The following is a 25965-nucleotide window of genomic DNA, read 5'->3' on the forward strand; positions in this document are numbered from 1 at the left end:
GGCCGGATGCGACAGCATCCGGCCCTCTGTCGTGCTGCATCCTCGTTCGAGTGTGTTGGTATGCCAGTATTTAGAGAAACCCGCTCGACTTCCCCTCGAGCTCCCGGCGCGAAGGGCGCAGAGAGACACTCCGGACAGTGACCGGCAGGGGACTTCCCCAATGAGAGCCGCATATATGCCTCAGGATGCTCCCCGCGTCCTCGTCGTCGACGACGACGCCGACGTCGCCCTGCTCGTGAAGACCGTGCTCGAGAGACGCGCGGGCTGCGAGGTCGTGGTCGAACACGACGGCCGCTCCGCTGTCGAGCGACTCGAGACGTTCACCCCTGACGTGGTCGTCACCGACATCGAGATGCCCGGTCTCGACGGCCTCGAGCTGCTCGCAGAGCTGCGTCGCGACGATCCGCTGCTGCCTGTGATCGTGATGACCGCGCACGTCTCGGTCGAGTACGCGGTGTCGGCCCTGCGCGCGCAGGCCGACGAGTTCCTCACCAAGCCGCTCGACAACCTGAAGCTCGTCGAAGCTGTCCTGCGGCTCGCGACAGAAGGCCGAGCGCGACGTGAGGCCGGCCGCACCAAGGAGGTCGTGCTCGCCATCGGCGCGCACCCCGACGATGTCGAGATCGGCGTGGGTGGGATCCTCTCTGCGCACGCCCAGGCCGGTGATGCCATCACCATCCTCACCCTGTCGAGAGGTGCACGCGGCGGAGACGCCGACAGCCGACAGCATGAGTCGCTCGCGTCGGCCGAGATCCTCGGCGCGCGGCTGTTCGTCAAAGACCTCATCGACACCGAGATCTCCGGCGGCGGCACCACGGTGCGGCTGATCGAGGAGGTCGTGCAGGAGGTGCAGCCGACCATCGTGTACACGCACTCGTCGAACGATCGCCACCAAGACCACCGTGCGGTGAGCGAGGCGACGATCGCCGCGACCCGCCGGGTGGGCACAGTCGCCTGCTATCAGAGCCCCTCGGCGACGATCGACTTCCGCCCCACGCGCTTCGTGCGCATCGACCAGTACCTCGGCCAGAAGCTGAGGCTGCTCGAGTGCTTCGGCTCGCAGACGGCGACCCGCGACTATCTCGAGCCCGAATTCGTGACAGCCACCGCTCGATACTGGTCGCGCTTCGGAGGTGGAGCCGCCGTGGAGCCGCTCGAGGTCGTGCGCGAGACCGCCGAGTTCATCGGCGCCCACGAGCTCACTCGGAAGGAGAGCTGATGGCTGCGCGCGTGCTGGTGACCGGTGCAGGAGGCCCCGCCGGCGTGGCTGTGATCCGCTCGCTCCTTGGCCGATCCGACCTCGAGGTCTTCGCAGCCGACATGGACGGCTGGGCCAGCGGGATCTACCTCGTGCCGCCGACGCACCGGCGGCTCGTGCCACCGGGACGCGACGAGGACTTCGTCTCGACGATCGCCCGCATGGTCGAGGAGGATCAGCTCGATCTCGTGATCTCCACGGTCGATGTCGAGCTCGCGGCCCTCGCCGGCCGACGCGACGAGCTCGCCCCGGCAGTGCTCGCCGCGCCGTCGCAGGACACGCTGTCCGTGGCGCTCGACAAGCTGCTGCTCGCTGAGCGCTGCGAGGCGACGGGACTCACCCCGCGAACCGTGCTCGCGGGTCCCGACGCACTGGCGGTCGACTGGGAGTTCCCGGCCTTCGCCAAGCCACGCCAGGGCGCGGGCAGCCGAGGCGTGCGACTCGTCCCCGATCGGGCGTCGCTCGAAGCACTGCCCGACGACGAAGGACTCATCGTGCAGGACTTCCTCCCCGGCGAGGAGTACTCGGTCGACGTCATCGCAGACGCCTCGGGCTCGGTGGTGGCTGCTGTGCCCCGGACCCGTGCCAGGGTCGACTCGGGTGTCGCGATCGCCGGACGCACGGTGCACGACGACGAGCTCGAGAGCGCCGCGGCGTCGATCGCACGCGCCATCGGGCTCGTGGGCGTCGCCAACGTGCAGCTCCGGCGCGACCGGAGCGGCCGGGCCGTCCTCCTCGAGGTGAATCCGCGGTTCCCCGGTGCGCTTCCGCTCACCATCGCCGCAGGGGTCGACATCCCCTCGCTCGTCGCCGACCTGTTCCTCGGTCGTGAGATCCCGGCGAAGATCCCCTTCCGCGAGGTCGCCACGGTGCGTTTCCTCGAGGACGTGATCCTCGAGGTCGACGAAGTCCTCGTCTCGGCGCACGCGGGGCATCAGGAGGAACTGTGACCCACGGGCTGCTCCGAGGCGATCACCACGTGCACTCGACGTTCTCGGACGACGCGGTCTCGACCCTCGCCGAGAACGTCGCGGCGGCCACGGCGGCGGGGCTCACGACCGTGCGCCTGGTCGATCATGTGCGCCGCTCGACGTCGTGGGTGCCCGAGTATCTCGCCGCGGTGAGGGCGTTGCAGGTGCCGGACGGACTCACCGTGCTGACCGGTGTCGAGGCGAAGATCCTCGATGCATCGGGCGATCTCGACATCCCCGATCTGCCCACCGGGATCGACCGCATCCTGATCGCCGACCATCAGTTCCCCGACGTCGACGGACCGCTCGGCCCGAGCACCGTGCGAGAGCGGATCGAGGGCGGTTGGGCCCCGGAGCACGCGCTCGATCAGCTGGTCTCCGCGCTGATCGAGGCCATGCGTCGCCATCCGGGCAACCAGCTGGCGCACTGCTTCTCGATCCTGCCGAAGATCGGGCTCTCCGAGGACGACCTCGGTGCCGAGCGCGTCTCGGCCTGGGCGAAGACGGCGGCCGAGACCGACACGATCGTCGAGGTGAACGAGAAGTGGGGGTGCCCCGGCATCCCGCTCCTCGACGCGTTGCACAGCGCCGGCGCTGAGATCGTCGCATCCACCGACAGCCATCTGGCCTCCGACGTCGGGCGCTATTCGCGCGTGGCCGAGATCCTCGACGGATGGAGGGCTCGCTGATGGTCGATCTGAGCTGGCTCGAGACCGTCGTCGTCGTGCTCCTCCTCGTGTGCGTGCTCGTCGGGACCCTTCCGGTGATCAACACAGGCCTCCAGTTCCTGGTCCTTCCGATCCATGCGTTCCGGAACCACTACAGCCGGGCCGCGCCCCATCATCCGCGCGTCGCCGTGCTGATCCCGGCCTGGAACGAGGGGCTGGTTCTGGGGCAGGCGATCGAACGCCTGATGCAGCTCGAATACCCTGCTGACCGCCTGCGCATCTTCGTGATCGACGATGCCTCGACCGACGACACCCCGGAGGTGGTCGCAGCGAAGGCTGCCGCGTTCCCCGGGAGAGTGGTGCACCTGCGCCGCGACAAGGGCGGAGAGGGCAAGGCGCACACCCTCAATCACGGGCTCGACATCGTGCTCGCGGACGAATGGACCGAAGCGGTCCTGATCATGGACGCCGACGTCATCTTCGCGCGGGACTCTCTGCGCAAGATGAGTCGGCACCTGGCCGACGAGAAGGTCGGGGCCGTCACCGCCTACATCGCCGAGGGCAGTCGCGACCGCAATTACCTCACCCGGTTCATCGCGATCGAGTACGTGATCGGACAGCTCTCGGCCCGGCGCACCCAGAACGTCGGGGGAGCGATCGCATGCCTGGCCGGCGGCGCGCAGCTGCATTCGCGGGCGAACCTCGAGGCCATCGGCGGTCGGATCCCGACCGGCACGCTCGCCGAGGACACGATGACGACGTTCGAGGGCCAGCTGGCAGGACGCCGCATGGTCTTCGAGCCCCACGCGGTCGTGCTGGCCGAGGAGCCCCGGACGATCGACAGTCTCTGGAAGCAGCGGCTGCGGTGGGCCAGAGGCAACGTGCAGCTCACGTCCATCTACCGCCATCTGTGGTTCCGACCCAGCAGGGTGCACAACCTGGGCAGCTTCGCGTTCGGCCTCGCGTGGTTCACCATCCTGCTGCTGCCGGCGTTCATGATCCTCGCCGCCAGCGCTCTGCTCGTGCTGCTCATCCTGCACAGCGAGATCGCGGAGTTCGTCTTCCGCTTCATGTGGATCTCCGCGGCCTGCATCTATCTGTTCTCGATGCTCTATGCGGTTCAGCTCGACGGGCGCATCGGCCGGCAATCCTGGCGCGAGGCGCTGATGTTCCCGGGCCTCGGCGCGCTGATCCTCATGGCGATCGCCCTGTTCCCCTGGCTGTTCGAGGCGGGGCTGAACGATCTCGGTCTCGCCGTCACGGATGAGACCCGGTTCACCTGGGCGGTCGTCTTCTATCTGTGGGGCCCGATCTCGATGCTCGGCATCTGGCTCGCCCGCGCGGTCGAGCGGTTGCCAGGAGGACGCTTCTTCGCGGGCCTCCTGCTCTACATCTGCGGATATGGCTCGCTGCTCTGCGCCATCACCGTGGACTCGTACATCAAGGAGTGGCGCCACGCTGACGCCGCATGGATCAAGACCGAGAAGATCGGACGGGTCGACTCATGACCGAAGCGCCTTCGAGAGCGGCGGAGGAGGAGGAGATCACCGCCGACGCGCGTCGCGAGAAGCTCCTGATCCCGCAGGCGCTCCTCGCCCTGGGAATCGTCGTCGTCGTCGTGATCGTGCGAGAGCTGTTCCTGCGATGACCGGGCGGCCGCTGGCCCTCGTGGTCGAGGACAGCGCAGATCAGGCGGCGCTGCTGAAGCGCTATCTCGACCGCGAGGGGTTCGACGTCTTCGTGGCGGCTGATGCCGAATCCGCGATCGCAGCGTTCGCGACGATCTCTCCCGTCGTCGCCGTGCTCGATCTGCTGCTCCCCGGCATCAGCGGCGCGGAGTTGGCGCGTCTCATCAGGGTCCGTCTCCCGGACTGCTTCCTCATCGTGAGCTCAGTGCTCGACGTCGCCGACTATCCCGACGCCGACGCCGCACTCCCCAAGCCGATCATCGGTGCGGATCTGCGAGCGCTCCTGAGAGATGTGACACGATGACGCCGACGAGCTCCGTGCAGCAGTCGATGGAAACCGGATGGCGCCGCTACTTCGACAACCCGACCCCGCTGATGAAGCAGAGTCCGACCGCGATCGCGGTCGCCGTGGCAGCCGTGCTCATGTGGACCGTTCCGGGGGTTTCCGTGACCAACCCGGCCTTCGCGGTCTTCGGGCTCGTCATCATCGCCGCAGTGACGGCGCTCGCCGCAGTGCTCTCGATGCGTGGTGTGTACGAGGGCTGGGTCGTGATGCTCATCCCCATGATCGACATCCTGGGTCTCGGGGCGATCAGGACGGGCACCGGCGGAACGGCGTCGCTCTTCTCCGCCTTCGTCCTCCTTCCGGTGATCTGGGTCGCGGCTGCTCCGGGACGCAGGCAGGTCCTCATCGTCGGGGTGTTCACGTCGATCGCGCTCCTGATGCCGAACTTCATCGACCCGCCCGAGGATCCCATCGCGTGGTTGCGCGGAGTCATCAGTCCGCTGGTGTTCGCGACGGTCGGCGCCATCGTGAACGAGCTGTCGCGGCTGCAGCGACAGCGCACGTCGCAGGCGGAGGCGCTCGTCGTCGAGCGCACGGCAGCCCTCGCGGCGAACCAGGTCATCCTCGAACAGCTGAGCGCGCGCGAGCAGCAGTACCGTTCGCTGTCCGAGTCCTTCACGAGCCTGTGGAACTCGATCACCGGGCAGGCCGTGATCGCCACGGACAACGACGGCACGATCACCGCATGGAATCCGGGTGCCGTGCGTCTGCTGGGCATGTCTGTGCCGGAGGCGCTGGAGCACGTCCGTGTCGACCGGTTCTTCGAAGCCACCGTGCTCGCGCAATTCGCGCCGGAGGGCGCGCGGCACACGGCCGATCAGGTGCACCCAGGGCTCCGGACCCTGTTCGCCGATGCGGATGCCGGACTGCCGGTGGACTCGAACATCGATGTGGCGACCGCTGGTGGGTCGACAGTTCCCGCGCGCGTCACCGTCACCCCGTATCAGGACTCCGACGGTTCGCGGCACGGCTACCTGCTGGTGATCACCGATGAGACACGGGCGGTCGAGGTCGCCCGAATGAAGGACGAATTCGTCGGGATGATCTCCCACGAGCTGCGGACACCGTTGAGCGCGATCATCGGATTCCTCGACCTCCTGCAGAACGATCCGGCCCAGCCCCTCACGACGGATCAGCAGGAGTTCGTCGACATCATCGAGCGCAACGCGCAGCGACTGCTGAGCCTGGTGGGCGACCTGCTCTTCACGGCCCAGGTCGAGTCCGGCAGATTCCCGCTCGAGCGCCGTGAGGTCGACGTCGCCGAGCTCACGCGCAGCGCCGTCGCCTCGTCCGGACCGCACGCGCAGCGCGAGGGGATCGAGCTCGTCGCAGAGGTGCCGGATGGCCCTGTCCTGCTGTCGGTGGATGCCGGCCGGATCGGTCAGGCGCTCGACAACCTGCTCTCGAACGCGATCAAGTTCACCGCCGCCCGAGGTCGCGTCACGGCGAGTGTCCGCCCGGTGGACGGCGGCATCGAGATCGCCGTGCGCGACACGGGCGTCGGCATCCCCGAAGACGAGCAGGGGATGCTCTTCACACGGTTCTTCCGCGCGTCGACCGCGACCCGCAACGCGGTGCCGGGAGTCGGCCTCGGCCTGACGATCACCCGTGCCATCGTGCTCGCGCACGGCGGCACCATGGACGTGACGAGCAGGGAGGGCGTCGGTACCGAGTTCCGGATGCTTCTGCCGGCGGCCCCGCGCACCGAGGTGATCCAGGTCGTCGGCCTCTGAGTGTGATCGCCGTGCACGTCGGATCCTGATAGCCTGGTCGGCTCGCCAGGCGGGCGGAAGGACGGCCACGCACGGTGGGATACATAGATGTTGCAGGGGTCTCGTTGACCCTTCCTGACGGCAGACCGCTGCTCGACGAGACGACGTTCCGCGTCGGAGCCGGTTCGACGAGCGCTCTCATCGGACCCAACGGCGCGGGAAAGACGACACTGCTCCGCATCATCCGCGGCGATCAGGCCGCGGATGCCGGTGTCGTGACCATCGACGGTGGGCTCGGCGTGATGGACCAGTTCGTCGGCCACGGCGAGCCGGGTCAGACCGTTCACGGGCTGCTCGTCCGGGTGGCACCTCGGCGCATCCGCCAGGCGGCGCAGGCTCTCGAGGCGGCGGAGGACGCGCTGATCGAGCGAGATGAGCACGACACCCAGATGGCGTATGCGACGGCGATCGCCGAGTACGCGGATGCGGGCGGGTACGAGCACGAGACCGTCTGGGATCAGTGCACGGTCGCAGCGCTGGGCGTCCCGTACGAGCGAGCGCGGTTCCGCGAGCTCACGACACTGTCGGGCGGCGAGCAGAAGCGACTCGCTCTCGAGGCGCTCCTGCGCGGCCCCGATGAGGTGCTGTTGCTCGATGAGCCCGACAACTACCTCGACGTGCCTACGAAGCGCTGGCTCGAGGAGCAACTCAGACAGACGCCGAAGACCGTGCTGCTCGTCTCGCACGACCGTGAGTTGCTGGCGCGGGCGGTCGACCGTCTGATCACCCTCGAACCCGGCGGAGCCGGCGCTTCGGCATGGGTGCACGGCGGGGGATTCGCGACCTACCACCAGGCTCGCAGCGACCGTATGGACCGGCTCGACGAACTCCGCCGCCGGTGGGACGAGCAGCACGAGAAGCTGCGCACCCTCGTCGCGAACCTCAAGGTGAAAGCGTCGGCGAACGACGGATTCGCGTCGCGGTATCAGGCGGCACAGACCCGTCTGCGCAAGTTCGAGGAGGTGGGGCCGCCGGAGGAGCGGCCACCGGCTCAGGACTTCGACATGCGACTGCGAGGGGCGCGCACGGGCAAGCGTGCGGTGGTCGCGCACGGGCTGGAGCTCAGCGGTCTGATGCGCCCCTTCGATGCGGAGGTCTGGTACGGCGATCGCGTCGCCGTACTCGGGTCCAACGGCTCGGGCAAATCGCACTTCCTGCGCCTGCTGGCCCGCGGCGGCAGTGACCCGGACCCGACTCTGGGTCACGTGACCTCTACTGGCGAGCAGCTCTCGCCGGTCGAGCACAGCGGCCGGGCCATGCTCGGTGCGCGCGTCGTGCCGGGGCTGTTCGCTCAGACGCATGCGCATCCGGAGTTCGTCGGCCGCACTCTGCTCGAGATCCTGCACCGAGGAGACGAACGGCGGGCGGGGATGCCGAGGGACGCAGCCAGCTCGGCGCTCGACCGCTACGGGCTCGTGCGTCAGGCGCAGCAGACCTTCGAGTCGCTCTCGGGCGGACAGCAGGCGCGCTTCCAGGTGCTGCTGCTCGAGCTCTCGGGCGCGACCCTGCTGTTGCTCGACGAGCCGACGGACAACCTCGACATCGAGTCCGCCGAGGCGCTCGAAGACGCGCTGCAGCGCTTCGAGGGAACCGTGCTCGCGGTCACCCACGACCGCTGGTTCGCGCGCTCGTTCGACCGGTTCCTCGTGTTCGGGTCGGACGGCGAGGTCTATGAGTCCGACGTTCCGGTGTGGGACGAGCGTCGCGTGACGCGGGCGCGCTGACTCAGGGCAGGCGGAAAGGCGCTGCCGCGAGAGCGGACGGATCGAGCGCGAGGTCCGCGAGAGCGGATCCCACTCCCGGTGCGAACTTGAAGCCGTGCCCCGAGAAGCCCGCACCCACCACGATCCGACCCCGCCGATCGAGCACGAAGGTGCTGTCGTCCGTCGAGGTGTAGGTGCAGCTGACGGGCACCGCGGATCCCGGATCGAGACCGGGCATCCACTCGCGCACGTAGTCCGCGAGAGCCTGCGCATGCGTGACGGCGTGCGGGCGTGCGTCCGGGTCGACGACGTCGCCCACGCGGTGGAAGCCGACCTTGACGCCCTCGCCGGGCGTCGGCATGCCGTACACCGTGGCCGGATAGCGGTCGGTGTCGACGTAGTGGTTGAAGGATGGCCAGGCGGATCCGTCCACGGGCAGGAAGTGCCCGGGGAATTCCTCGGTGACCTTCAAGCGCGGCAGTCGGATGCCCGGCAGCATCCGCTCGGTCCAGGCGCCGACCGTGACGACGACGACGTCTGCCCGCATCCGTCTCTCGGACAGCACGATGTCGACGCCCTCGTCGCTCTCCTCGACGCGCGTCACGGGGGTCTCCCAGCGCACCTCGCCTCCCGCCGCGACGACGCGGCGCTCGAGCTCGCCCAGCGCGGCGGATGCACGGGCGACGCCTGCGTCGCGGGAGAACAGCACGTCATCGCCGAAGCGCATGCCCGACCAGCGCGTCGATGCCTCGCCGGCCGTCAGGATCTCGGCGTGGATGCCGCGCTCGATCAGACGCCGCCCGATCGCGGCGATATCGACATCGCCGTGGGTGACCAGGCCGTGCAGACGCAGCAGCGGCTCGCCGTCGGCCTGCCCGAGGGCATCCCACCCCTCGCGCGCGCACACGAGCAGGTCGAGGTAATGCTCTTCCTCATAGGCGTTGTTGAAGTTGCGGGTCGCTCCGTGCGATGCGCCCTGGTGGTGTCCGCGGGCGAAACGGTCGAAGACCACGGGCTTCATCCCTCGCCGGGTGAGCTCCCATGCGGTCGCGAGGCCCATCACGCCGCCGCCGATGACGGCGACCTCCAAGGAATCCGACATATTGCCTCCCGAGTTCCTTCTCAGTCTCCCAGCCGTCGGTGTCATCGCGTGCGCCCGGTAGTCTGGGGTGGTGACCATGGAGATCGAGCTCGGCCGAGGCAAGCGTGCGCGTCGCGCGTACACGTTCGATGACATCGCGGTGGTGCCCTCGAGGCGCACCCGCAACCCGGAGGACGTGTCGACCGCCTGGACCATCGACGCCTTCGGCTTCGGCATCCCGGTGCTCGGCGCGCCGATGGACTCCGTCGTGAGCCCTCAGACGGCGATCATGCTCGGACAGCTCGGCGGACTCGGCGTCCTCGATCTCGAGGGCTTGTGGACCCGCTACGAGAACCCCGAGCCGCTTCTGGCCGAGATCGCCGCCCTCGGCGAGGGCGAGGCGACCGCGCGCATGCAGCAGCTCTACTCCGAGCCGATCAAGCCGGCGCTCATCACGCAGCGCCTCGCCGAGATCCGCGAGGCCGGCGTGACCGTCGCAGGATCCCTGACTCCGCAGCGCACGCAGGAGTTCTACGACACCGTCGCCGCGGCCGGCGTCGATCTGTTCGTCATCCGCGGTACCACGGTGTCTGCCGAGCACGTCTCGAGCGTCGACGAACCGCTCAACCTCAAGAAGTTCATCTACGACCTCGACGTTCCCGTCATCGTGGGCGGCGCCGCCACCTACACCGCGGCACTGCATCTGATGCGCACGGGAGCAGCCGGCGTCCTCGTCGGATTCGGCGGGGGAGCGGCATCGACCACCCGGGCCACTCTCGGCATCCATGCTCCGATGGCCACGGCCGTCTCGGACGTCGCCGCCGCTCGTCGTGATTACCTCGACGAGTCGGGCGGACGCTACGTGCACGTGATCGCAGACGGCGGCGTCGGCACGTCCGGCGACATCGTCAAGGCTCTCGCGATGGGTGCAGACGCGGTCATGCTCGGCGTCGCGCTCGCCCGCGCCACGGACGCACCCGGTCGCGGCTTCCACTGGGGTCCCGAAGCGCACCACCCGAAGCTCCCGCGCGGCCGCCGCGTCGAGGTCGGCGGCATCGGCACGCTCGAGGAGATCCTCTACGGTCCTGCCCCCGTCGCCGACGGCACGTCGAACCTGATCGGGGCGCTCCGCAAGTCGATGGCCACCACGGGATACTCCGACCTCAAGGAGTTCCAGCGGGTCGAGGTCGTCCTCGCACCGTACGAGGCCTGAGGCGCGCACGACCGCCGTGACTTCTGCTGCTCTGTTCCCGCCTACCCTTCGCGAGGTCATGCTCCGGGGGCGCTGGATCGGGATGCTCGTGCTGTGCCTGGTGGTCGCGGGCGTGTTCGCGTGGCTCGGCCAATGGCAGCTCGAGCGGGCGATCGAGACGGATCCGCCCCCTGCCGGCGCGACCGAGCAGGTGCGTCCGCTGACCGACGTCGTCGAGCCCGGGCAGTATCTGCCCGAACCGCTCGTCGGGCAGAAGATCGAGACGGCGGGGACCTGGATCCCCGATGACTTCCTCATCGTGTCGAGCCGATTCAACGACGGCGCCGAAGGCTACTGGGTGACCGGTCAGCTGCGGGTCGCGGAGCGCGCGTCGATAGCGGTCGCCATCGGCTGGACCGCTGACCGGGCGGTCGCCGAGGAGGCCGTGGTGGAGCTGAACGAGGGTGACGCGGACGCATCGATCATCGGACGGGTCATCTCGGACGAGGGACCGTCCCTGCCGCCGAAGGATGATCCGCAGCGCATGGACCGGATGTCGACCGCTGCGCTCCTGAGTCACTGGCACGACATCGACGAGCTCGATGTCTATCGTCCCTACCTGGCCTCGGTCGCCGCGACGGCGGGTCTCACGGACATCTCCTCCCCGGCGCCCGACGAGCAGTCGCCGGTGAACTGGCTCAACATCTTCTACGCCGCAGAGTGGGCGATCTTCGCCGGGTTCGCGTTCTACCTCTGGTATCGACTCGCGAAGGACCAGTGGGAGCGAGAGGTCGAGGAGTTCGAAGACGCCCTGGCCGCTGCCGGCGATCCCGCCTGACTCGACCCGCATTCGCGCGGCGAAGTGCGCGCATCTGAGCGCGTGCTCACACGATGTTCCACCTTCGTCAGGGGCGCCTTCGGACGTTCGGTGAGGGGTTGGTTACCAATCGGAAAACTCCGTTGAGGTTGTCCGAAGGCCTCCGTATGCTCGCTCACATGTGCGTCAGCTGAGAGCTCGCACAGCCGCGGTTTCACGAGAGCCGCCGCCAGACCACACCCGAGGAGACAACACAGATGATGTCCGCTCCCGACGCCGCGAACCGCCAGGTTCCCGGGTCAGACCGCAGAAGTCGGGGGCGTCTCGGCGTTCTCGCCGCCACCTGCGTCGCCGCACTGGGCGCCAGCGCCCTGATCGCCGCGCCAGCCGCCGCAGACGTCTCGGGAACCGGGGTCGTGATCAACGAGGCGTACCTCTCCGGAGGCAGTGCCGGTGCGGCGTTCATGAACAAGTTCATCGAGCTCTACAACCCGACGGCGACGCCCGTCACTCTCGACGGACTCTCGCTGCAGTACCGATCCGCGACGGGCACGGCGGCCTCCAACGGCGTCGCACCGCTGACCGGCGTCATCCCCGCCGGCGGCCACTATCTCGTGCAGGCAGGCAGCAACGGAGCCAACGGCGCCGCATTGCCTGCGGCCGACACCGTGAGCACTCTCAACCCGAGCGGCACGAACGGCACGCTCGCACTCGTCGAGGGCACGGCAGCGATCACGCTGACTCCCGGCTCGGTCACGGGCGTCGACGGCGTCATCGACGTGCTCGGCTACGGCACCTCGAACACGTTCGAGACCGCCGCGGCGACGCCGCCTGCAGGGAACACCGACGTCAAGTCGCTCAACCGCGCCGGCGGCAAGGACACCGACGACAACAAGGCCGACTTCAGCCTGTCGCCGACCATCACGCCGCAGAACGCCGGCACGGATCCAGGCACCGATCCCGACCCTGAGCCCGACCCCGAGCCGACTGAGGTGTCCATCGCCGATGTGCAGGGCACGACCGATGTCTCGCCGCTGAACGGCCAGACCGTCACGGTCGAGGGTGTCGTCACGGCCGACTACCGCACCGGCGGCTACAAGGGCATCGTCATCCAGACCCAGGGCTCCGGCGGGGCGAACGACGCCACGCCGGGAGTATCCGACGGCGTCTTCGTCTTCCTCAATGCGCTCGCTCCCACGCTCGCGATCGGTGACCTCGTCTCGATCACCGGCTCGGTCAGCGAGTACTTCGGTCAGACGCAGCTCAACCCGGCATCGCTCGCCGGCATCTCGGTGGTGCAGGCAGCGGTGGGCGTTCCCGAGGTCACACCTCTTCCCGACGCCACTGTCGGCACCGACCGCGAGCAGTACGAGAACATGTACGTGGCGCCCGCAGGCACCTACCGGGTCGCCTCCAGCCACCAGCTCTACAACTTCGGCACGCTCTGGTTGAACGCCGGCGCTGACCTGAACGTCAAGAGCACCGAGACCGCGCGCCCCGGCGCCGAGGCCTCCGCGATCGCGGCGGCCAATCGGGCCAACCGCATCCTGCTCGACGACGGATGGTCGATCCAGGTCTCGAACAGCGGCCACCCGAATGACCAGCCGTACTTCACCAAGGACCTCGTCGTCCGCAACGGCGACACCGTCGACTTCAGCGACAACGGGTACGTGCTCCAATACGGCTTCGACGACTGGCGTCTGCAGCCGGTCGTGCCGATCGACAGCACCTCGGCCGCTGACTTGAAGGTGGGCTTCGAGGCGACGACCCCCCGCGCCGACTCGGCTCCGGTCGTGGGCGGCGATGTGCAGGTGGCATCGTTCAACGTCTTCAACTACTTCACGACGCTGAAGAGCGAGAACGCGAACGCCCGGGGAGCGGCGAACTCGGCCCAGTTCGAGATCCAGAAGTCGAAGATCGTCGCGGCGATCAACGGGCTGGACGCCGAGATCGTGTCGCTGATGGAGATCGAGAACTCGATCAAACTCGGCGGAACACTCGACGAGGCACTGGCCGACCTGGTCGATGGACTCAACGAGGCGATCGGCAGCGAGGAGTGGGACTACGTCCGCACCCCCGACGAGCTGAACGACTCGACCACGACCGACTTCATCACCAACGCGATCATCTACAAGAAGGATGCTGTCGAGACGGTCGGCGACAGCCTGACCGTGACCGACGAGAGCGTGTGGAACAACGCCCGCGAGCCGATCGCACAGGCGTTCGACATCGACGGCCGCATCGTCACCGTGGTGGCGAACCACTTCAAGTCCAAGTCGGCCCCGGAGGGCGGCGGCACTGAGCCTGCAGACGGGCAGGGCTTCTTCAACGCCGATCGTGTGGCGCAGGCCGATTCGCTCAAGGGATTCACCGAGGAGATCGAGGAGACCACGGGAAGCAGCGACATCCTGCTGATCGGCGACTTCAACGCCTACTCGATGGAAGACCCGATCGAGGTCTTCACGAGCGAGGGCTGGAGCGACGTCGCGCGCGACAAGGCGCCGGGCGAGCACACGTACACGTTCGACGGCGAGCTCGGCTCGCTCGACCACGTGCTCGCCTCGCCGTCGCTGGCGGAGTCCATCACGGGCGCAGGGATGTGGAGCATCAACTCTCCTGAGTGGAGCGATCGCGGCTATGCGTTCGGCGCCACTGAGGCGGGCACGCCGTTCCGCTCCAGCGACCACGACCCGATCATCGTCGGAGTCTCGTCGGAGATCCCGCCGGTGAGCATCGACGTCGTGACGATGAACGACTTCCACGGGCGCATCGAAGCCGACGGCGCTGCCGCAGGCGCGGCGGTCGTCGCGGGAGCGGTGCAGCAGTTCCGCGCGGAGAACCCGAACACGATCTTCGCCGGTGTCGGCGACCTGATCGGCGCCTCGACGTTCACCTCGTTCATCAACGATGACAACCCCACGATCGACGCGCTCAACGCCGCCGGTCTCGACGTCAGTGCTGCGGGCAACCACGAGTTCGACCAGGGCTGGGAAGACCTGCGGGACCGCGTCCAGGACCGCGCGGACTGGGAGTACATCTCGTCGAACGTGTTCGTCACCGAGACCGGTGAGCCTGCGCTCGCACCGGCCTGGGTGAAGGAACTCGACGGCGTGCGCGTGGGCTTCGTCGGCGCAGTCACCGAGGACCTCGACTCGCTCGTGTCCCCCGAGGGCATCGCTGATCTCGAGGTGCGCAGCATCGTCGACTCGGTGAACGCCGTGGCCGACGACCTCCGCGACGGAGACGCAGCCAACGGAGAGGCGGATGTCGTCATCCTCCTCGTCCATGAGGGCGCATCCAGCGCCGAGCTGTCGAGCATCACTCCGGACTCGCCTCTGGGCGAGATCGTCTACGGGGTCGATGAAGACGTCGACGCGATCGTGTCGGCTCACACCCACCTCGCGTACAACCACGTCATCGACGGCCGCCCGGTCATCTCGGCGGGTCAGTACGGCGAGAACCTCGGTCTCATGAACCTCCAGGTCGACCCGAAGACGAAGGACCTGATCTCGATCACCAATGAGATCAAGCCCCTCACCTCCGGTGGAACCGCGCTGTACCCGGCGGTTCCGGAGGTCGCCGACATCGTCGCGAAGGCCAAGGCCGAGGCAGACGTGCTCGGCGCGGTCAAGGTCGGAGACATCACCGCCGACTTCAACCGCGCTCGTCAGACGAACGGCTCGGAGAACCGCGGTGGCGAGTCCACCATCGGCAATTTCGTCGCCGACGTGCAGAAGTGGTCCACCGGTGCGGACATCGCGCTGATGAACCCGGGAGGCATCCGAGCGAACCTGACGTACGCCTCGTCGAACGCGAACGACCCGAACGGCAACGTCACCTACCGCGAGGCGGCGACGGTGCAGCCGTTCGCCAACACGCTGGTGACGCTGTCGCTCACAGGAGAGCAGCTGAAGGGAGTGCTCGAAGAGCAGTGGCAGCCGGCCGGTTCGGCTCGACCGTTCCTCAAGCTCGGCGTGTCGAAGGGGCTCGTCTACACCTACGACCCCGCCGCGGCCCAGGGCTCGAGGATCACCTCGATCACGCTCGACGGCGCACCCATCGATCCGGCAGCGAACTACACGGTCGCCGCGAACTCGTTCCTGGCAGCGGGTGGAGACAACTTCTTCACCTTCCGTGAGGGCGAGGGCAAGCGCGACACCGGCAAGATCGATCTGCAGTCGATGGTCGACTGGTTCGACGCGAACCAGACTGCGACTCCCGACCTCGCGCAGCGCGCGGTGGGTGTCTCGGTCAGCGCCCCGGATGCCGACGGCTACAGCGCCGGCGACCAGGTGACCGTCGCGCTCTCGTCTCTGGCGTTCAGTGCGGGGGAGCAGGCGCCGGGCGAGGTGACGCTGTCGCTCGGCGGAACGCAGCTCGCCGCGGGTGCGGTCGACCCGACGATCGTCGACACGACCGATGAGGCGGGGCGCGCGGCGCTCGGCTTCACCGTTCCGTCGGGCGTCTTCGGAGAGCAGCTGCTCACCGTCGCCGTCGCCGGGACGGGCACGACTGTGCAGGTGCCGTTCACGATCGCGGGCGAAGAACCGGTCGAGTTCGCCGGCTCGATCGACCTCGGCTCGTCGAAGGTGGCCGCGGGCAAGAAGCTCACGGTCACGGGTGAGGGTTACCTGCCGGGTGAGACCGTGACCGTCGAGCTGCGACCGAAGAGGGGATCGGCCGTCGAGGTCGGCTCCGTCCAGGTCAAGGCCGACGGCACCTTCTCGACCTCCGTGACGGTGCCCAAGAGCACGCAGCCTGGCAAGTACACGGTCGCAGTGTCGCAGGCAGACGGAGATGAGGCGACCGCGACGGTCACCGTCAACCGTGCAGGCGGTATCGGCGGCATCATCGGCGGCATCATCGACTGGCTGTGGGATCTCATCAACGGCTGGTTCTGACCTCGCCGGGCGGTGCACCCGCCTGACCCACACGAAGGCCGTCGGGAGCGATCCCGGCGGCCTTCGTCGTTCGCTGCGACGGCGCCGCGTCAGGGCGTGACGATCTCGACTTCCGCCTGGGCGAGCGCTGCGGCGAAGTCCGGCGAGGGCGGGGCGTCCGTGACCAGGTAGTCGGCCCGATCGAGGGTCGTGACCTGGGCGAACAGTCGTCGGTCGAACTTCGACGAGTCGGCGAGGATGGCGGTGCGGTCGGCACGCTGGATCATCTCGGCCATCATGTTCGCGTCGCCCATGTTCGACGTCGAGAAGCCGGCCTCGTCGATGGCACCCACGGCGATCAGCGCCAGATCGCAGCGGATGTCGACCTCCGGTCCTCCCGGCGTCATCATGAACGTGACGGGTCCGGTGGTGGCCTGGGTGATCGCCCGCACGGCGCCGCCGAACACGTAGAGGTCACGGAAGGCGGAGGGGGAGATCTCGGCGGGGATGCGCAGGTTGTTCGTGGCGATCGTGAGGTCCCGATGGTTGCGGAGCGCCCGCGCAAGGGCCAGTGTGGTCGTTCCGGCGTTGAGCATCACGACCGCTCCGTCGTCGATGAGCCCCGCGGCGAGGCGCGCGATCGTCTCCTTCTCCTCGGTCTGCATCCGCAGGCGGACGTCGAGCGCTCGGTCCTTCAGCTGCCCCTCCGCACTGACGGCTCCTCCGTGCGTGCGGATGACGACGCCTTCGCGGTCGAGCTGGTCGAGATCGCGGCGGATCGTGTCGATGGAGACGTGGAAGTGTTCGGCGAGGCCGCCGACGGTCACCTCTCCCACCTGCTCGACATAAGAGGCGAGATCCGCCTTCCGGCCCGCCGGGAGGCGACGCTTGGGCGACGGTGCTGTTGCTTCCATGCACACATCTCTAGCACATAGAAGCGAGAAAGTCGGCACAGTTCAGCAGAAAACCGCAGATCGGATGCGGTGGTGATCTCGCCTGCAGCGCCCGCCAGGACAACGATGTGGGGGAAAACCTGTGAGTACATCCATCGAATAGCGCAAAGAAGTGCTTGACGTTCCCGCAAATGACGGCATAACATTGCTCAAAACCGCATGAACAAGCATCGAAGCACGTATGCGGCACGATCTCGAAGAGGAGAAGTGATGATCACAGTGGGACGAGGGCGACGCATTCTCACATTCGCCGGCGCCGCAACAGCAGCCGTGACAGTCCTGGCCGTGGCTGGGTGCGCGGCGGGCGACAGCGGAACCGACGGCGGGGATGGCGGAGACGTCACGATCGAATTCGCGCAGTGGTGGGAGCCGGAACTCCCCGACGGCGAGTTCCGGGCGCTCATCGACGAGTTCGAAGACGCGAACCCCGGCATCACGGTCGAGCTCGTGAGCGGACCGTACGCATCGACCAAGGAGCAGCTCTTCGCCGGAGCCGCATCCGGCACCATGCCCGACGTCGTCGGCCTCGACGGCGCGTGGGTCAACGACTTCGCCTCTCAGGGAGTCATCTCCGACCTGAGCGCTCTCATGGAGGAATACGACTACGACGACAGCGAGCTGGCCAGCCAGATCCAGGTCGATGGCAGCACCTACATGATCCCGGTCGTGAACTTCGTCTACCCGATGTTCACGAACGACACCCTGCTGGCAGAGGCGGGCGTCACTGCTCCGCCCACCACCCGCACGGAGTTCGCGGATGCGGCGTCGAAGGTCTCGGCGCTCGGCGGCGACGTCTCAGGCTGGGTCCTCCCGCTCTCTCTGGAGGCGCCGAACGGCGTGCAGAACGACGTCATGTCGTGGGTCTGGGCCTCGGGCGGCTCGATGCTGAAGGACGGGCAGCCCGATCTGACGAACGACGACGTGACCTCTGCGGTCGATTTCATCGGCAGCATGTGGGACGACGGGTCGATCGCTTCGGGGTCCTTCACGATGAAGGAGCAGGACAAGGTCGAGGAGTTCACGAACGGCCGCGTCGGAATGATGATCGACTCGCTGGCGCACATCAACCTGATCCGCGAGACGAACCCCGACCTGCAGTTCTCGATCTCGGCGCTGCCGGCAGAAGACGGCTACGACGGCGAGCGGGGCATTCCCTACGCATCCTGGGGCATCGGCGTGGCCGAGAACTCGGAGCACAAGGAGGCCGCGTTCAAGCTGGTCGAATTCCTGATGAGCGAGCAGACCAACTCCGAGCTCTCGACGATGGCCAACGCCTTCCCCGGCAACTCGACATCGGTTCCCGCATTCGTCGAAGACGATGAGCTGTTCGCACAGGCCTTCGAGATCTATCAGGCCGGCTACCCCGCGAACGAGTTCACCGGGCTCCCCGTCGCCGAGGAGCTGATGCGTCAGCTCGGAGAGCAGTTGCAGTCGGCCTTCGACGGGCAGCAGTCGATCGACGACGCGCTCCAGAAGGCACAGGAGGAGTGGGTCGGCGAGTTCTGATCCTCCGTCTCCCCACCTGAACGGGGTGCCGCATCGCGACGAGTGCGGTGCGGCACCCGACCAACCAAGGAGCACCGGTTCCCATGAGCCTGAAGATGTCCGACGACACCGAGGTGATCGTCACAGGGGTCGCGCTGTCGCGGCGACGCCGACAGCTGCGCAAGACCACGGAGTCGTACGGGTTCCTCTCGCCGACGATCATCCTGCTGTTCGTGCTGATGATCATCCCGATCGTGATGGTGATCGGGTACTCGTTCCAGGACAACGTGATCCTGAACAAGTCGCCCGAGTTCGTCGGGATCCGGAACTACGTCGAGATCCTCTCGGATCCCGGGTTCTGGAAGGCGACGGGCAACACCATCCTCTTCACGGTGACGAGTGTCGCGGCCCACCTCGTGCTCGGGCTCGCGTTCGCGATGATGCTCAACAGCCCCCTGCTCGGACGGTTCTCGCGTTCGATCTTCCGAGCCCTCTACGTCCTGCCGTGGCTCTTCACGGTCGCGGTGATCGCCGTGCTCTGGCGCATGCTCCTCGCCCCGAACGGCGTCGTGAACTTCCTGCTCAACACCGACATCGAGTGGCTCGCCTCTCCGCAGCTCGCACTGGGCACCATCATCTTCATCAACATCTGGGCCGGCTACCCCTTCTTCATGGTGAGCCTGCTCGCAGGGCTCCAGGGGGTCCCCGCCGAACTGCACGAGGCCGCGACAGTCGACGGCGCGAACAGCGTGCAGCGGTTCTGGAACGTGACCATCCCGCAGCTGCGCCCCATCATCATCAGCCTCGTGCTGCTCGACCTGATCTGGACCTCGCAGCAGTTCGCCCTCATCTGGATGACCACGGGTGGCGGACCGATCGATGTCACAGAGGTCCTCAGCACCTTCACCTACAAGCTCGCCTTCGCCAAGTACGACTTCTCGCTCGCGGCGACCTCCGCGGTGCTGGTCCTGCTGATGTCGATGGTGCTCGCCGTGTTCTACGTCCGTCACCAGAAAGCGAGGGACTGATCATGGCTCTCACCGCCGTCAATCAGCGCCGTGTCGCGAAGACCGGCTTGACCATCGGTCTCATCATCGGCGCGGTCTTCGCCGCCGGCCCCGTGCTGTGGATGCTGTCGAGCTCGTTCAAGTCGAACACCCAGATCTTCGAGCTGCCCCCGCGGCTGATCACCGACACCTTCTCGTTCGACGCCTACATCGCGATCTTCACGAACCCCGAGACCATGCGGTTCTTCCTGAACAGCTACATCGTGGCCGGGTCGGTCACGATCCTCACCCTGATGGTGGCGATCCAGGCGGCATACGCGTTCAGCCGGTTCGAGTTCCGCGGCAAGCGCATCCTGAACGTGGTGATCGTGAGCGTGCAGGCTGTTCCGCCGATCACGCTGTTGATCCCGTACTTCGGACTCATGGTCGCGCTCGGGCTGTACAACTCGTATCTCGGCCTGATCCTCACCTACATGGTGTTCACGCTTCCCTACGCGATCATCATGATGACCGGCTACTTCAACACGCTGCCGAAGGAGCTCGACGAGGCCGTCCGCGTCGACGGCGCCGGGTCCATGACCGCGCTCTGGCGGATCCTGGTGCCGATCTCGGTGCCCGGCATCGTCTCGGTCGGCATCTACACGTTCATGATCGCGTGGAACGAGTATCTGTTCGCACTCACTCTGACGCGGACCATCGACATGCGCACCGTGCCGATCGGCATCCAGCTGCTCATGGGCCAGCACTCGTACGAGTGGAACCAGATCATGGCGATGAGCGTGCTCGGGTCGATCCCCGTGCTCATCCTCTTCCTCATCTTCCAGCGGTACTTCATCAGCGGTCTCACGGCGGGGTCCGTGAAGAGCTGACGTCGTCCGTCGGACACACCACCACCACGAAACAGGAGAAACACGTGCTCTACACCGGCAAATCCATCCTCGATGTCGCCAACGAGAACAACTTCGCCATTCCGGCGTTCAACATCAGCGACTGGGCGATGTTCAACGGCGTCATGGACATCAGCGAGGAGAAGGCCGCCCCGGTCATCATCGCCATCCACCCCGATGAGGTGTCTCACATCACCACCGATCTGATCGCGGCGATGCACTCCCGGGCACACCGCTCGAGCGTGCCTGTCGCCATCCACTGGGACCACGGCGGCAGCTATGAGCAGATCATCACCGCGATCAGGGCCGGCTTCACCTCGGTCATGATCGACGCCTCGCTGCTGCCGTTCGACGAGAACGTGGCGCTGACCCGCAAGGTCGTCGACGCAGCGCACGCCGTGGGCATCCAGGTCGAGGGCGAGCTCGGCACCATCGGCGCGAACGACAGCTACGGCGAGTCGGGCGCGGCCGAGATCATCTATACGAACCCGGCCGACGCGGTGCGCTTCGTCGAGGAGACCGGGGTCGACAGCCTCGCCATCGCGATCGGCACCTCGCACGGCCTGTACCCGAGCGACAAGAACCCCGAGCTGCGCCACGATCTGCTCGAAGAGATCAAGGCGGCGATCGGCATCCCTCTGGTGCTGCACGGCGGCTCGTCGAATCCGGATGCCGAACTCCGCCGCGCGGTCGAGCTGGGCGTCAACAAGATCAACATCTCCAGCGACATCAAGGTCTCCTACCACAACCGCATGCGCGAGATCCTCGGCACCGATGAGCGTCTGCGCGAGCCGAACGCGATCCAGCCGATGGCGCTCGAGGCCATGAAGGCCACGGCTGCTGAGAAGATCGACCTGTTCGGCGCAGACGGCAAGGCATCGCTGTACTGAACCTCGACTTCGGAAGGGTGATCGGCGACGTGGACAGAACGCTCGTACTCGGACTCGGCGGCACCGTCGACTACGAGCTCTCGTGGGATTCGACGGTGTTCGACAGACTGGCGCACGCGCACGGCGTGCGGCGGCACGAACTCACCACCATGGCGCCGATCACCGACGAACGCTCACTGCTGGTCGCAGTGCTGGCGTTCGTCGCCTCGGGAACCGGTGCGGAGCGATTCGTCGCATCGTCCCAGGTGATCGAGGATTTCGTGTCGCACTTCGCGTACTCGATCACGCTCGGGGGCACCGGTGTGCGGGCAGGCCTCGTGCTCGATGCGCTCGGCATCCCGAGCGTCCAGCACCTCGTCAGCATCGACGACAACGTGCGCCGGCTGCTGCCGGAGTCGATCTCGTACGTCTCGTCGGCGACCGAGGACACGCTCGATCCGCACCTCATCGTGCAGTACCCGGTCGGTGCCCACGTGCGGCTCACAGACGGTGACGTGCTCTCGCCCGCACCGAACCGACTGATCTTCGCCAACGATCCACCGAACAGGCGGATGCTGCTCTCCGCCGATCTCGCGTCCGCTCTCACCGACGCGGGCGTCTTCCTGGTCTCGGGGTTCAACACCATGCAGGATCACGACCTGCTCGAACTCCGACTGGCCGAAGTGCAGCGGGCGATGCAGAGCCTTCCGGCTGACTCGCTCGTCTACTACGAGGACGCAGGGTTCTACTCGCGCGACTTCGCCGCCACGGTCCGTGCGCGCCTGCTCCCGCAGATCGACGTCTACGGCATGAACGAAGACGAGCTGCAGGAGTATCTGGGGCGAGCGGTGAACCTCCTCGATCCGGCCGACGTCATCCGCGCCCTCCGTGAGGCGCACATGATCATCCCGGCGCGGGCGCTGGTCGTGCACACCCGGTACTGGGCGATCGCGACAGGGCCGGAAGCCGGTCGGCACCGCGCCGCCCTCGACAGCGCCGTTCGCGTCGCCGCCACCCGATACCGCGTCGGCGACGCACTGAGGGCAGCCGACGTCGAGGACACGGCTGCGATGCCCCGGCACGGGGGAGGAGAGGCACTCGTCGCCGCGGTCGAGGCCGCTCTGCCGGATGCCGTGGGTGTCGCGGCATTCTCGCTCGATGTCGCATCCCCCACCACTGTCGGTCTCGGAGACACGTTCGTCGGCGGCTTCCTCGCGGGAGCCGTGCGATCGAAGGAGCACGCATGAACCCCATCCTGCTGCCGTCGAATCGTCCGGCCGAGCGCTTCTACCGCGGCGGCGCGCGCATCAGTGCGTTCCGAGGAGAGCACGGTGACGCGCCTCGGGAGCCCGAGGACTGGATCGGCTCGACGACCACCGTCCACGGCGACCCCGAGCTCGGTCTCACCACGCTCCCCGACGGACGCGTGCTGCGTGACGCCGTCGAACAGGATCCGGCCACCTGGCTGGGTGGCGATCACGTCGCGCGGTGGGGTGCCGACACACGACTGCTCGTGAAGCTGCTGGACGCCGGACAACGGCTGCCCGTGCATGCGCATCCGCACGACGACTTCGCGGCGACGCATCTCGGCCGCGCGCATGGAAAGGCCGAGGCCTGGTACATCCTGCAGGGTGGGACGGTGCACGTCGGCCTGCGTCAGGACCTCGAGGCGGCTGATCTCGCCGCACTCGTCGAGCGACAGGACGCGACGACGCTGCTCGGCCTGCTGCACGAGGTCGAGGTGGCTGCAGGAGACGTCGTCTGGGTGCCGCCGGGCGAGCTGCATGCGATCGGGGCCGGTGTGCTGCTGCTCGAGCTGCAGCAGCCGGAGGACCTGTCGATCCTGCTCGAATGGGGCGACTTCGCGATCGACGGCGCAGCTGTCGGGCACCTCGGCCTCGGGTTCGCCCTCGCGCTCGCCGCGGTGAACAGGGCGGCGAGATCACGCGAGGAGCTCGGGATGCTCGTAGGCAGGGCCCCCGAGTCAGGATCCGTGTTTCCCGCGGCTGCCGACGAGTACTTCCGACTCGAGCGGATACCCGTCGACGGCTCGACCGTGATCGGACGCGGTTTCGCGATCGTGATCATGAGCGACGGAGAGGTCACGATCGACGGGCGCAGGCTTCGTGCAGGCTCCTCGCTCCTCGTGCCGGACGCTGCCGGAGCACTCGATGCGACCGGCGCGGGCGAGCTGCTCGTGGCACGCCCGCCGGCTCCCTGAGCCGGAATCGACGCGGATTCTCCCCGGCTAGACTGGAGTCATGCCCGAACCGAAAGTCGCCAGCTTTCCGGCGATCCGTGGTGCGCTGAAGTTCTACCAGATCGCGTCGATCATCACCGGAGTCATGCTGCTCCTGCTGGTCACCGAGATGGTGCTGAAGTACACGCCGATCCATCTCGAACTGTTCGTCGGCGGGTCGGGTGGGCCCGTGTGGTTCGCCGGCGTCCTCGCCGGGGCGGACTGCCAGTGGTGGTCGCTCTTCGCACCCTGGACGAACTCCTGCGAGATGACCTCCCTCGGCGACGGATTCAACGTGTCGCTGTTCATCCTCGTCGCCCACGGCTGGTTCTACGTCGTGTACCTGTTCGCGTGCTTCCGCGTGTGGAGCCTGATGCGCTGGCCGTTCCCGCGGTTCATCCTGCTCGCGCTCGGCGGAGTCATCCCGCTGCTGTCCTTCTTCATGGAGGCCATCGTCGCCCGTGAAGTGAAGACCTATCTCGCCACCCGTGAGGCCGCTGAGGCCTCCACCCCCGTTACGGAAGGTGCCCGTTGACCGAGCAGTCCGAGACCCAGCAGCGCCCCGCACTCGTCGTCGATTTCGGCGCGCAGTACGCTCAGCTGATCGCCCGCCGAGTGCGTGAGGCGGGTGTCTACAGCGAGATCGTGCCGCACACCGCCACGGCCGCCGAGATCGCCGAGAAGAACCCGGTCGCGATCATCCTCTCGGGTGGTCCGTCGTCGGTGTACGAGGAGGGCGCTCCCCGCCTCGACCCCGCCGTCTTCGATCTGGGTGTGCCCACGCTCGGCATCTGCTACGGCTTCCAGTACATGGCGCAGACTCTGGGTGGCGAGGTCGCGAACACCGGTCTCCGCGAGTACGGCGCGACGGATGCCGTCATCTCTGGCGACGGCGGTACGCTGCTCGCCGGGCAGCCGGCCGAGCAGAACGTCTGGATGAGCCACGGCGACCAGGTCGCCAAGGCGCCCGAGGGCTTCGACGTGCTCGCCACGACCGACGCCACCAAGGTCGCGGCGTTCGCGAACGAGGAGCGCGGCTTCTACGGCGTGCAGTGGCACCCCGAGGTCAAGCACTCCGACCACGGCCAGCGCGTGATCGAGAACTTCCTGCACAAGGGTGCCGGACTCGCCTCCGACTGGAACAGCGACAACGTGATCGCCGAGCAGGTCGAGCGCATCCGCGAGCAGGTGGGTGATGCACGCGTCATTTCGGCGCTCTCGGGCGGCGTGGACTCGGCGGTCTCGACCGCCCTCGTGCACAAGGCGATCGGCGACCAGCTGACGGCGGTCTTCGTCGACCACGGCCTCCTGCGCAAGGGAGAGCGCGAGCAGGTCGAGAAGGACTACGTCGAGTCCACGGGCGTGCGTCTGATCACGGTCGACGCGGCAGACGTCTTCCTCGGTCACCTCGCGGGCGTCACCGACCCCGAGGAGAAGCGCAAGATCATCGGTCGCGAATTCATCCGCGCCTTCGAGAAGGTGCAGCTCGACCTGGTCGCCGAGGCGAAGGCCTCGGGTGGCGCACCCGTCAAGTTCCTCGTGCAGGGCACGCTCTACCCCGACGTCGTCGAGTCCGGTGGCGGCGCAGGCACGGCCAACATCAAGTCGCACCACAACGTCGGCGGGCTCCCCGACGACCTCGACTTCGAGCTCATCGAGCCGCTGCGCGCCCTGTTCAAGGACGAGGTCCGCGCGATCGGCCGCGAGCTCGGCATCCCCGAGGCGATCGTCGGCCGCCAGCCGTTCCCCGGGCCCGGCCTCGGCATCCGCATCATCGGCGAGGTCACGCAGGATCGCCTCGAGATCCTGCGCGAGGCCGATGCGATCGCGCGTGAGGAGCTCACGAAGGCGGGCCTCGACCAGGACATCTGGCAGTGCCCCGTCGTGCTGCTCGCGGATGTGCGCTCGGTGGGCGTGCAGGGCGACGGTCGCACCTACGGACACCCGATCGTGCTGCGTCCGGTGTCGAGTGAAGACGCCATGACGGCCGACTGGACTCGGCTGCCGTACGACGTGCTCTCGAAGATCTCTAACCGCATCACCAACGGCGTCCGCGACGTCAACCGCGTCGTGCTCGACGTGACGTCGAAGCCGCCGGGGACCATCGAGTGGGAGTGACGAAGGAACTCCCACTCGCGTAGGCACTGGT

21 protein-coding genes are annotated in these 25965 nt (G+C 67.4%); 19 read left to right on the forward strand and 2 right to left on the reverse strand.

Translation table 11 applies throughout. The features are described 5' to 3' along the window. The first annotated feature begins 175 nt into the window (after window positions 1-175). The 8 genes from ACIOU8_RS09530 to ACIOU8_RS09565 all read left to right on the forward strand — a co-directional run bounded on the left by ACIOU8_RS09530 (window position 176) and on the right by ACIOU8_RS09565 (window position 8427). On the forward strand, window positions 176-1219 hold the full coding sequence (locus tag ACIOU8_RS09530) for a response regulator (protein ID WP_400788792.1): 1044 nt from the start codon (window positions 176-178) through the stop codon (window positions 1217-1219). After that, on the forward strand, window positions 1219-2208 hold the full coding sequence (locus ACIOU8_RS09535; RefSeq protein ID WP_400788492.1) for an ATP-grasp domain-containing protein: 990 nt from the start codon (window positions 1219-1221) through the stop codon (window positions 2206-2208). Before ACIOU8_RS09530 ends, ACIOU8_RS09535 begins: the two co-directional genes overlap by 1 nt. Beyond that, window positions 2205-2918, forward strand: a complete 714-nt coding sequence (locus ACIOU8_RS09540) for a PHP domain-containing protein (protein ID WP_400788494.1) — start codon at window positions 2205-2207, stop codon at window positions 2916-2918. Before ACIOU8_RS09535 ends, ACIOU8_RS09540 begins: the two co-directional genes overlap by 4 nt. Continuing rightward, window positions 2918-4405 (forward strand): glycosyltransferase, encoded by a 1488-nt coding sequence (locus ACIOU8_RS09545; RefSeq protein WP_400788795.1) that lies wholly within the window; start codon window positions 2918-2920, stop codon window positions 4403-4405. Before ACIOU8_RS09540 ends, ACIOU8_RS09545 begins: the two co-directional genes overlap by 1 nt. Further along, the gene (locus ACIOU8_RS09550; protein ID WP_400788497.1) at window positions 4402-4545 is read left to right on the forward strand and encodes a hypothetical protein; all 144 of its coding nucleotides are present in this window, start codon (window positions 4402-4404) and stop codon (window positions 4543-4545) included. Before ACIOU8_RS09545 ends, ACIOU8_RS09550 begins: the two co-directional genes overlap by 4 nt. Beyond that, window positions 4542-4889 carry a response regulator gene (locus ACIOU8_RS09555; protein WP_400788499.1) on the forward strand — a complete coding sequence of 116 codons (348 nt, stop codon included), beginning with the start codon at window positions 4542-4544 and terminating at the stop codon, window positions 4887-4889. The genes ACIOU8_RS09550 and ACIOU8_RS09555 overlap by 4 nt, the downstream gene beginning before the upstream one ends. After that, complete coding sequence (locus tag ACIOU8_RS09560) at window positions 4886-6664, forward strand: sensor histidine kinase (RefSeq protein ID WP_400788501.1); 1779 nt, start codon at window positions 4886-4888, stop codon at window positions 6662-6664. Before ACIOU8_RS09555 ends, ACIOU8_RS09560 begins: the two co-directional genes overlap by 4 nt. A 74-nt stretch (window positions 6665-6738) precedes the next feature. After that, on the forward strand, window positions 6739-8427 hold the full coding sequence (locus ACIOU8_RS09565) for an ABC-F family ATP-binding cassette domain-containing protein (protein WP_400788503.1): 1689 nt from the start codon (window positions 6739-6741) through the stop codon (window positions 8425-8427). A gap of 1 nt (window position 8428) precedes the next feature. Here ACIOU8_RS09565 and ACIOU8_RS09570 read toward each other — a convergent pair whose 3' ends face one another. Continuing rightward, window positions 8429-9508 carry an FAD-dependent oxidoreductase gene (locus ACIOU8_RS09570; protein ID WP_400788506.1) on the reverse strand — a complete coding sequence of 360 codons (1080 nt, stop codon included), beginning with the start codon at window positions 9506-9508 and terminating at the stop codon, window positions 8429-8431. Window positions 9509-9584: 76 nt separating this feature from the next. Between ACIOU8_RS09570 and ACIOU8_RS09575 the strand changes: the two genes are divergently transcribed. The 3 genes from ACIOU8_RS09575 (at window position 9585) to ACIOU8_RS09585 (ending at window position 16397) form a co-directional block, all read left to right on the forward strand. Beyond that, a complete protein-coding gene (locus ACIOU8_RS09575; RefSeq protein WP_400788798.1) occupies window positions 9585-10700 on the forward strand; it encodes a GuaB3 family IMP dehydrogenase-related protein in 1116 nt (371 codons plus the stop codon). A gap of 58 nt (window positions 10701-10758) precedes the next feature. Continuing rightward, complete coding sequence (locus tag ACIOU8_RS09580) at window positions 10759-11517, forward strand: SURF1 family protein (RefSeq protein ID WP_400788800.1); 759 nt, start codon at window positions 10759-10761, stop codon at window positions 11515-11517. A 236-nt stretch (window positions 11518-11753) separates the two neighbouring features. Beyond that, window positions 11754-16397, forward strand: coding sequence for an ExeM/NucH family extracellular endonuclease (locus ACIOU8_RS09585; RefSeq protein WP_400788508.1), 4644 nt, complete (start codon window positions 11754-11756; stop codon window positions 16395-16397). Between the two features lie 89 nt (window positions 16398-16486). Here the strand turns inward: ACIOU8_RS09585 and ACIOU8_RS09590 are convergent, their stop codons facing one another. Beyond that, entirely contained in the window at window positions 16487-17290 is an 804-nt protein-coding gene (locus ACIOU8_RS09590; RefSeq protein WP_400788510.1) for a DeoR/GlpR family DNA-binding transcription regulator, read from the reverse strand. Window positions 17291-17539: 249 nt separating this feature from the next. On the opposite strand from ACIOU8_RS09590, the gene ACIOU8_RS09595 reads away from it, so the two are divergent. From ACIOU8_RS09595 to guaA, 8 genes are all read left to right on the forward strand, one after another. Beyond that, window positions 17540-18835, forward strand: a complete 1296-nt coding sequence (locus ACIOU8_RS09595) for an ABC transporter substrate-binding protein (protein WP_400788512.1) — start codon at window positions 17540-17542, stop codon at window positions 18833-18835. A gap of 83 nt (window positions 18836-18918) precedes the next feature. Continuing rightward, window positions 18919-19842 (forward strand): carbohydrate ABC transporter permease, encoded by a 924-nt coding sequence (locus tag ACIOU8_RS09600; RefSeq protein WP_400788514.1) that lies wholly within the window; start codon window positions 18919-18921, stop codon window positions 19840-19842. Window positions 19843-19844: 2 nt separating this feature from the next. Continuing rightward, on the forward strand, window positions 19845-20690 hold the full coding sequence (locus tag ACIOU8_RS09605; protein ID WP_363571778.1) for a carbohydrate ABC transporter permease: 846 nt from the start codon (window positions 19845-19847) through the stop codon (window positions 20688-20690). Window positions 20691-20734: 44 nt separating this feature from the next. Continuing rightward, window positions 20735-21598: a ketose-bisphosphate aldolase gene (locus tag ACIOU8_RS09610; RefSeq protein ID WP_400788517.1), complete on the forward strand. Its 864-nt coding sequence runs from the start codon at window positions 20735-20737 to the stop codon at window positions 21596-21598. Window positions 21599-21627: 29 nt separating this feature from the next. After that, window positions 21628-22824 (forward strand): ADP-dependent glucokinase/phosphofructokinase, encoded by a 1197-nt coding sequence (locus tag ACIOU8_RS09615; RefSeq protein WP_400788519.1) that lies wholly within the window; start codon window positions 21628-21630, stop codon window positions 22822-22824. Then, window positions 22821-23798 carry a class I mannose-6-phosphate isomerase gene (locus ACIOU8_RS09620; RefSeq protein WP_400788522.1) on the forward strand — a complete coding sequence of 326 codons (978 nt, stop codon included), beginning with the start codon at window positions 22821-22823 and terminating at the stop codon, window positions 23796-23798. Before ACIOU8_RS09615 ends, ACIOU8_RS09620 begins: the two co-directional genes overlap by 4 nt. Before the next feature lie 40 nt (window positions 23799-23838). Next, window positions 23839-24351 carry a DUF3817 domain-containing protein gene (locus tag ACIOU8_RS09625; protein WP_400788524.1) on the forward strand — a complete coding sequence of 171 codons (513 nt, stop codon included), beginning with the start codon at window positions 23839-23841 and terminating at the stop codon, window positions 24349-24351. Beyond that, window positions 24348-25934 carry a glutamine-hydrolyzing GMP synthase gene (gene guaA, locus ACIOU8_RS09630; RefSeq protein ID WP_290159661.1) on the forward strand — a complete coding sequence of 529 codons (1587 nt, stop codon included), beginning with the start codon at window positions 24348-24350 and terminating at the stop codon, window positions 25932-25934. The genes ACIOU8_RS09625 and guaA overlap by 4 nt, the downstream gene beginning before the upstream one ends. The last annotated feature ends 31 nt before the right edge of the window (window positions 25935-25965 follow it).

The organism is Microbacterium sp. NPDC087589 (assembly GCF_044743635.1).
In the GTDB taxonomy this organism is placed as follows: domain Bacteria; phylum Actinomycetota; class Actinomycetes; order Actinomycetales; family Microbacteriaceae; genus Microbacterium.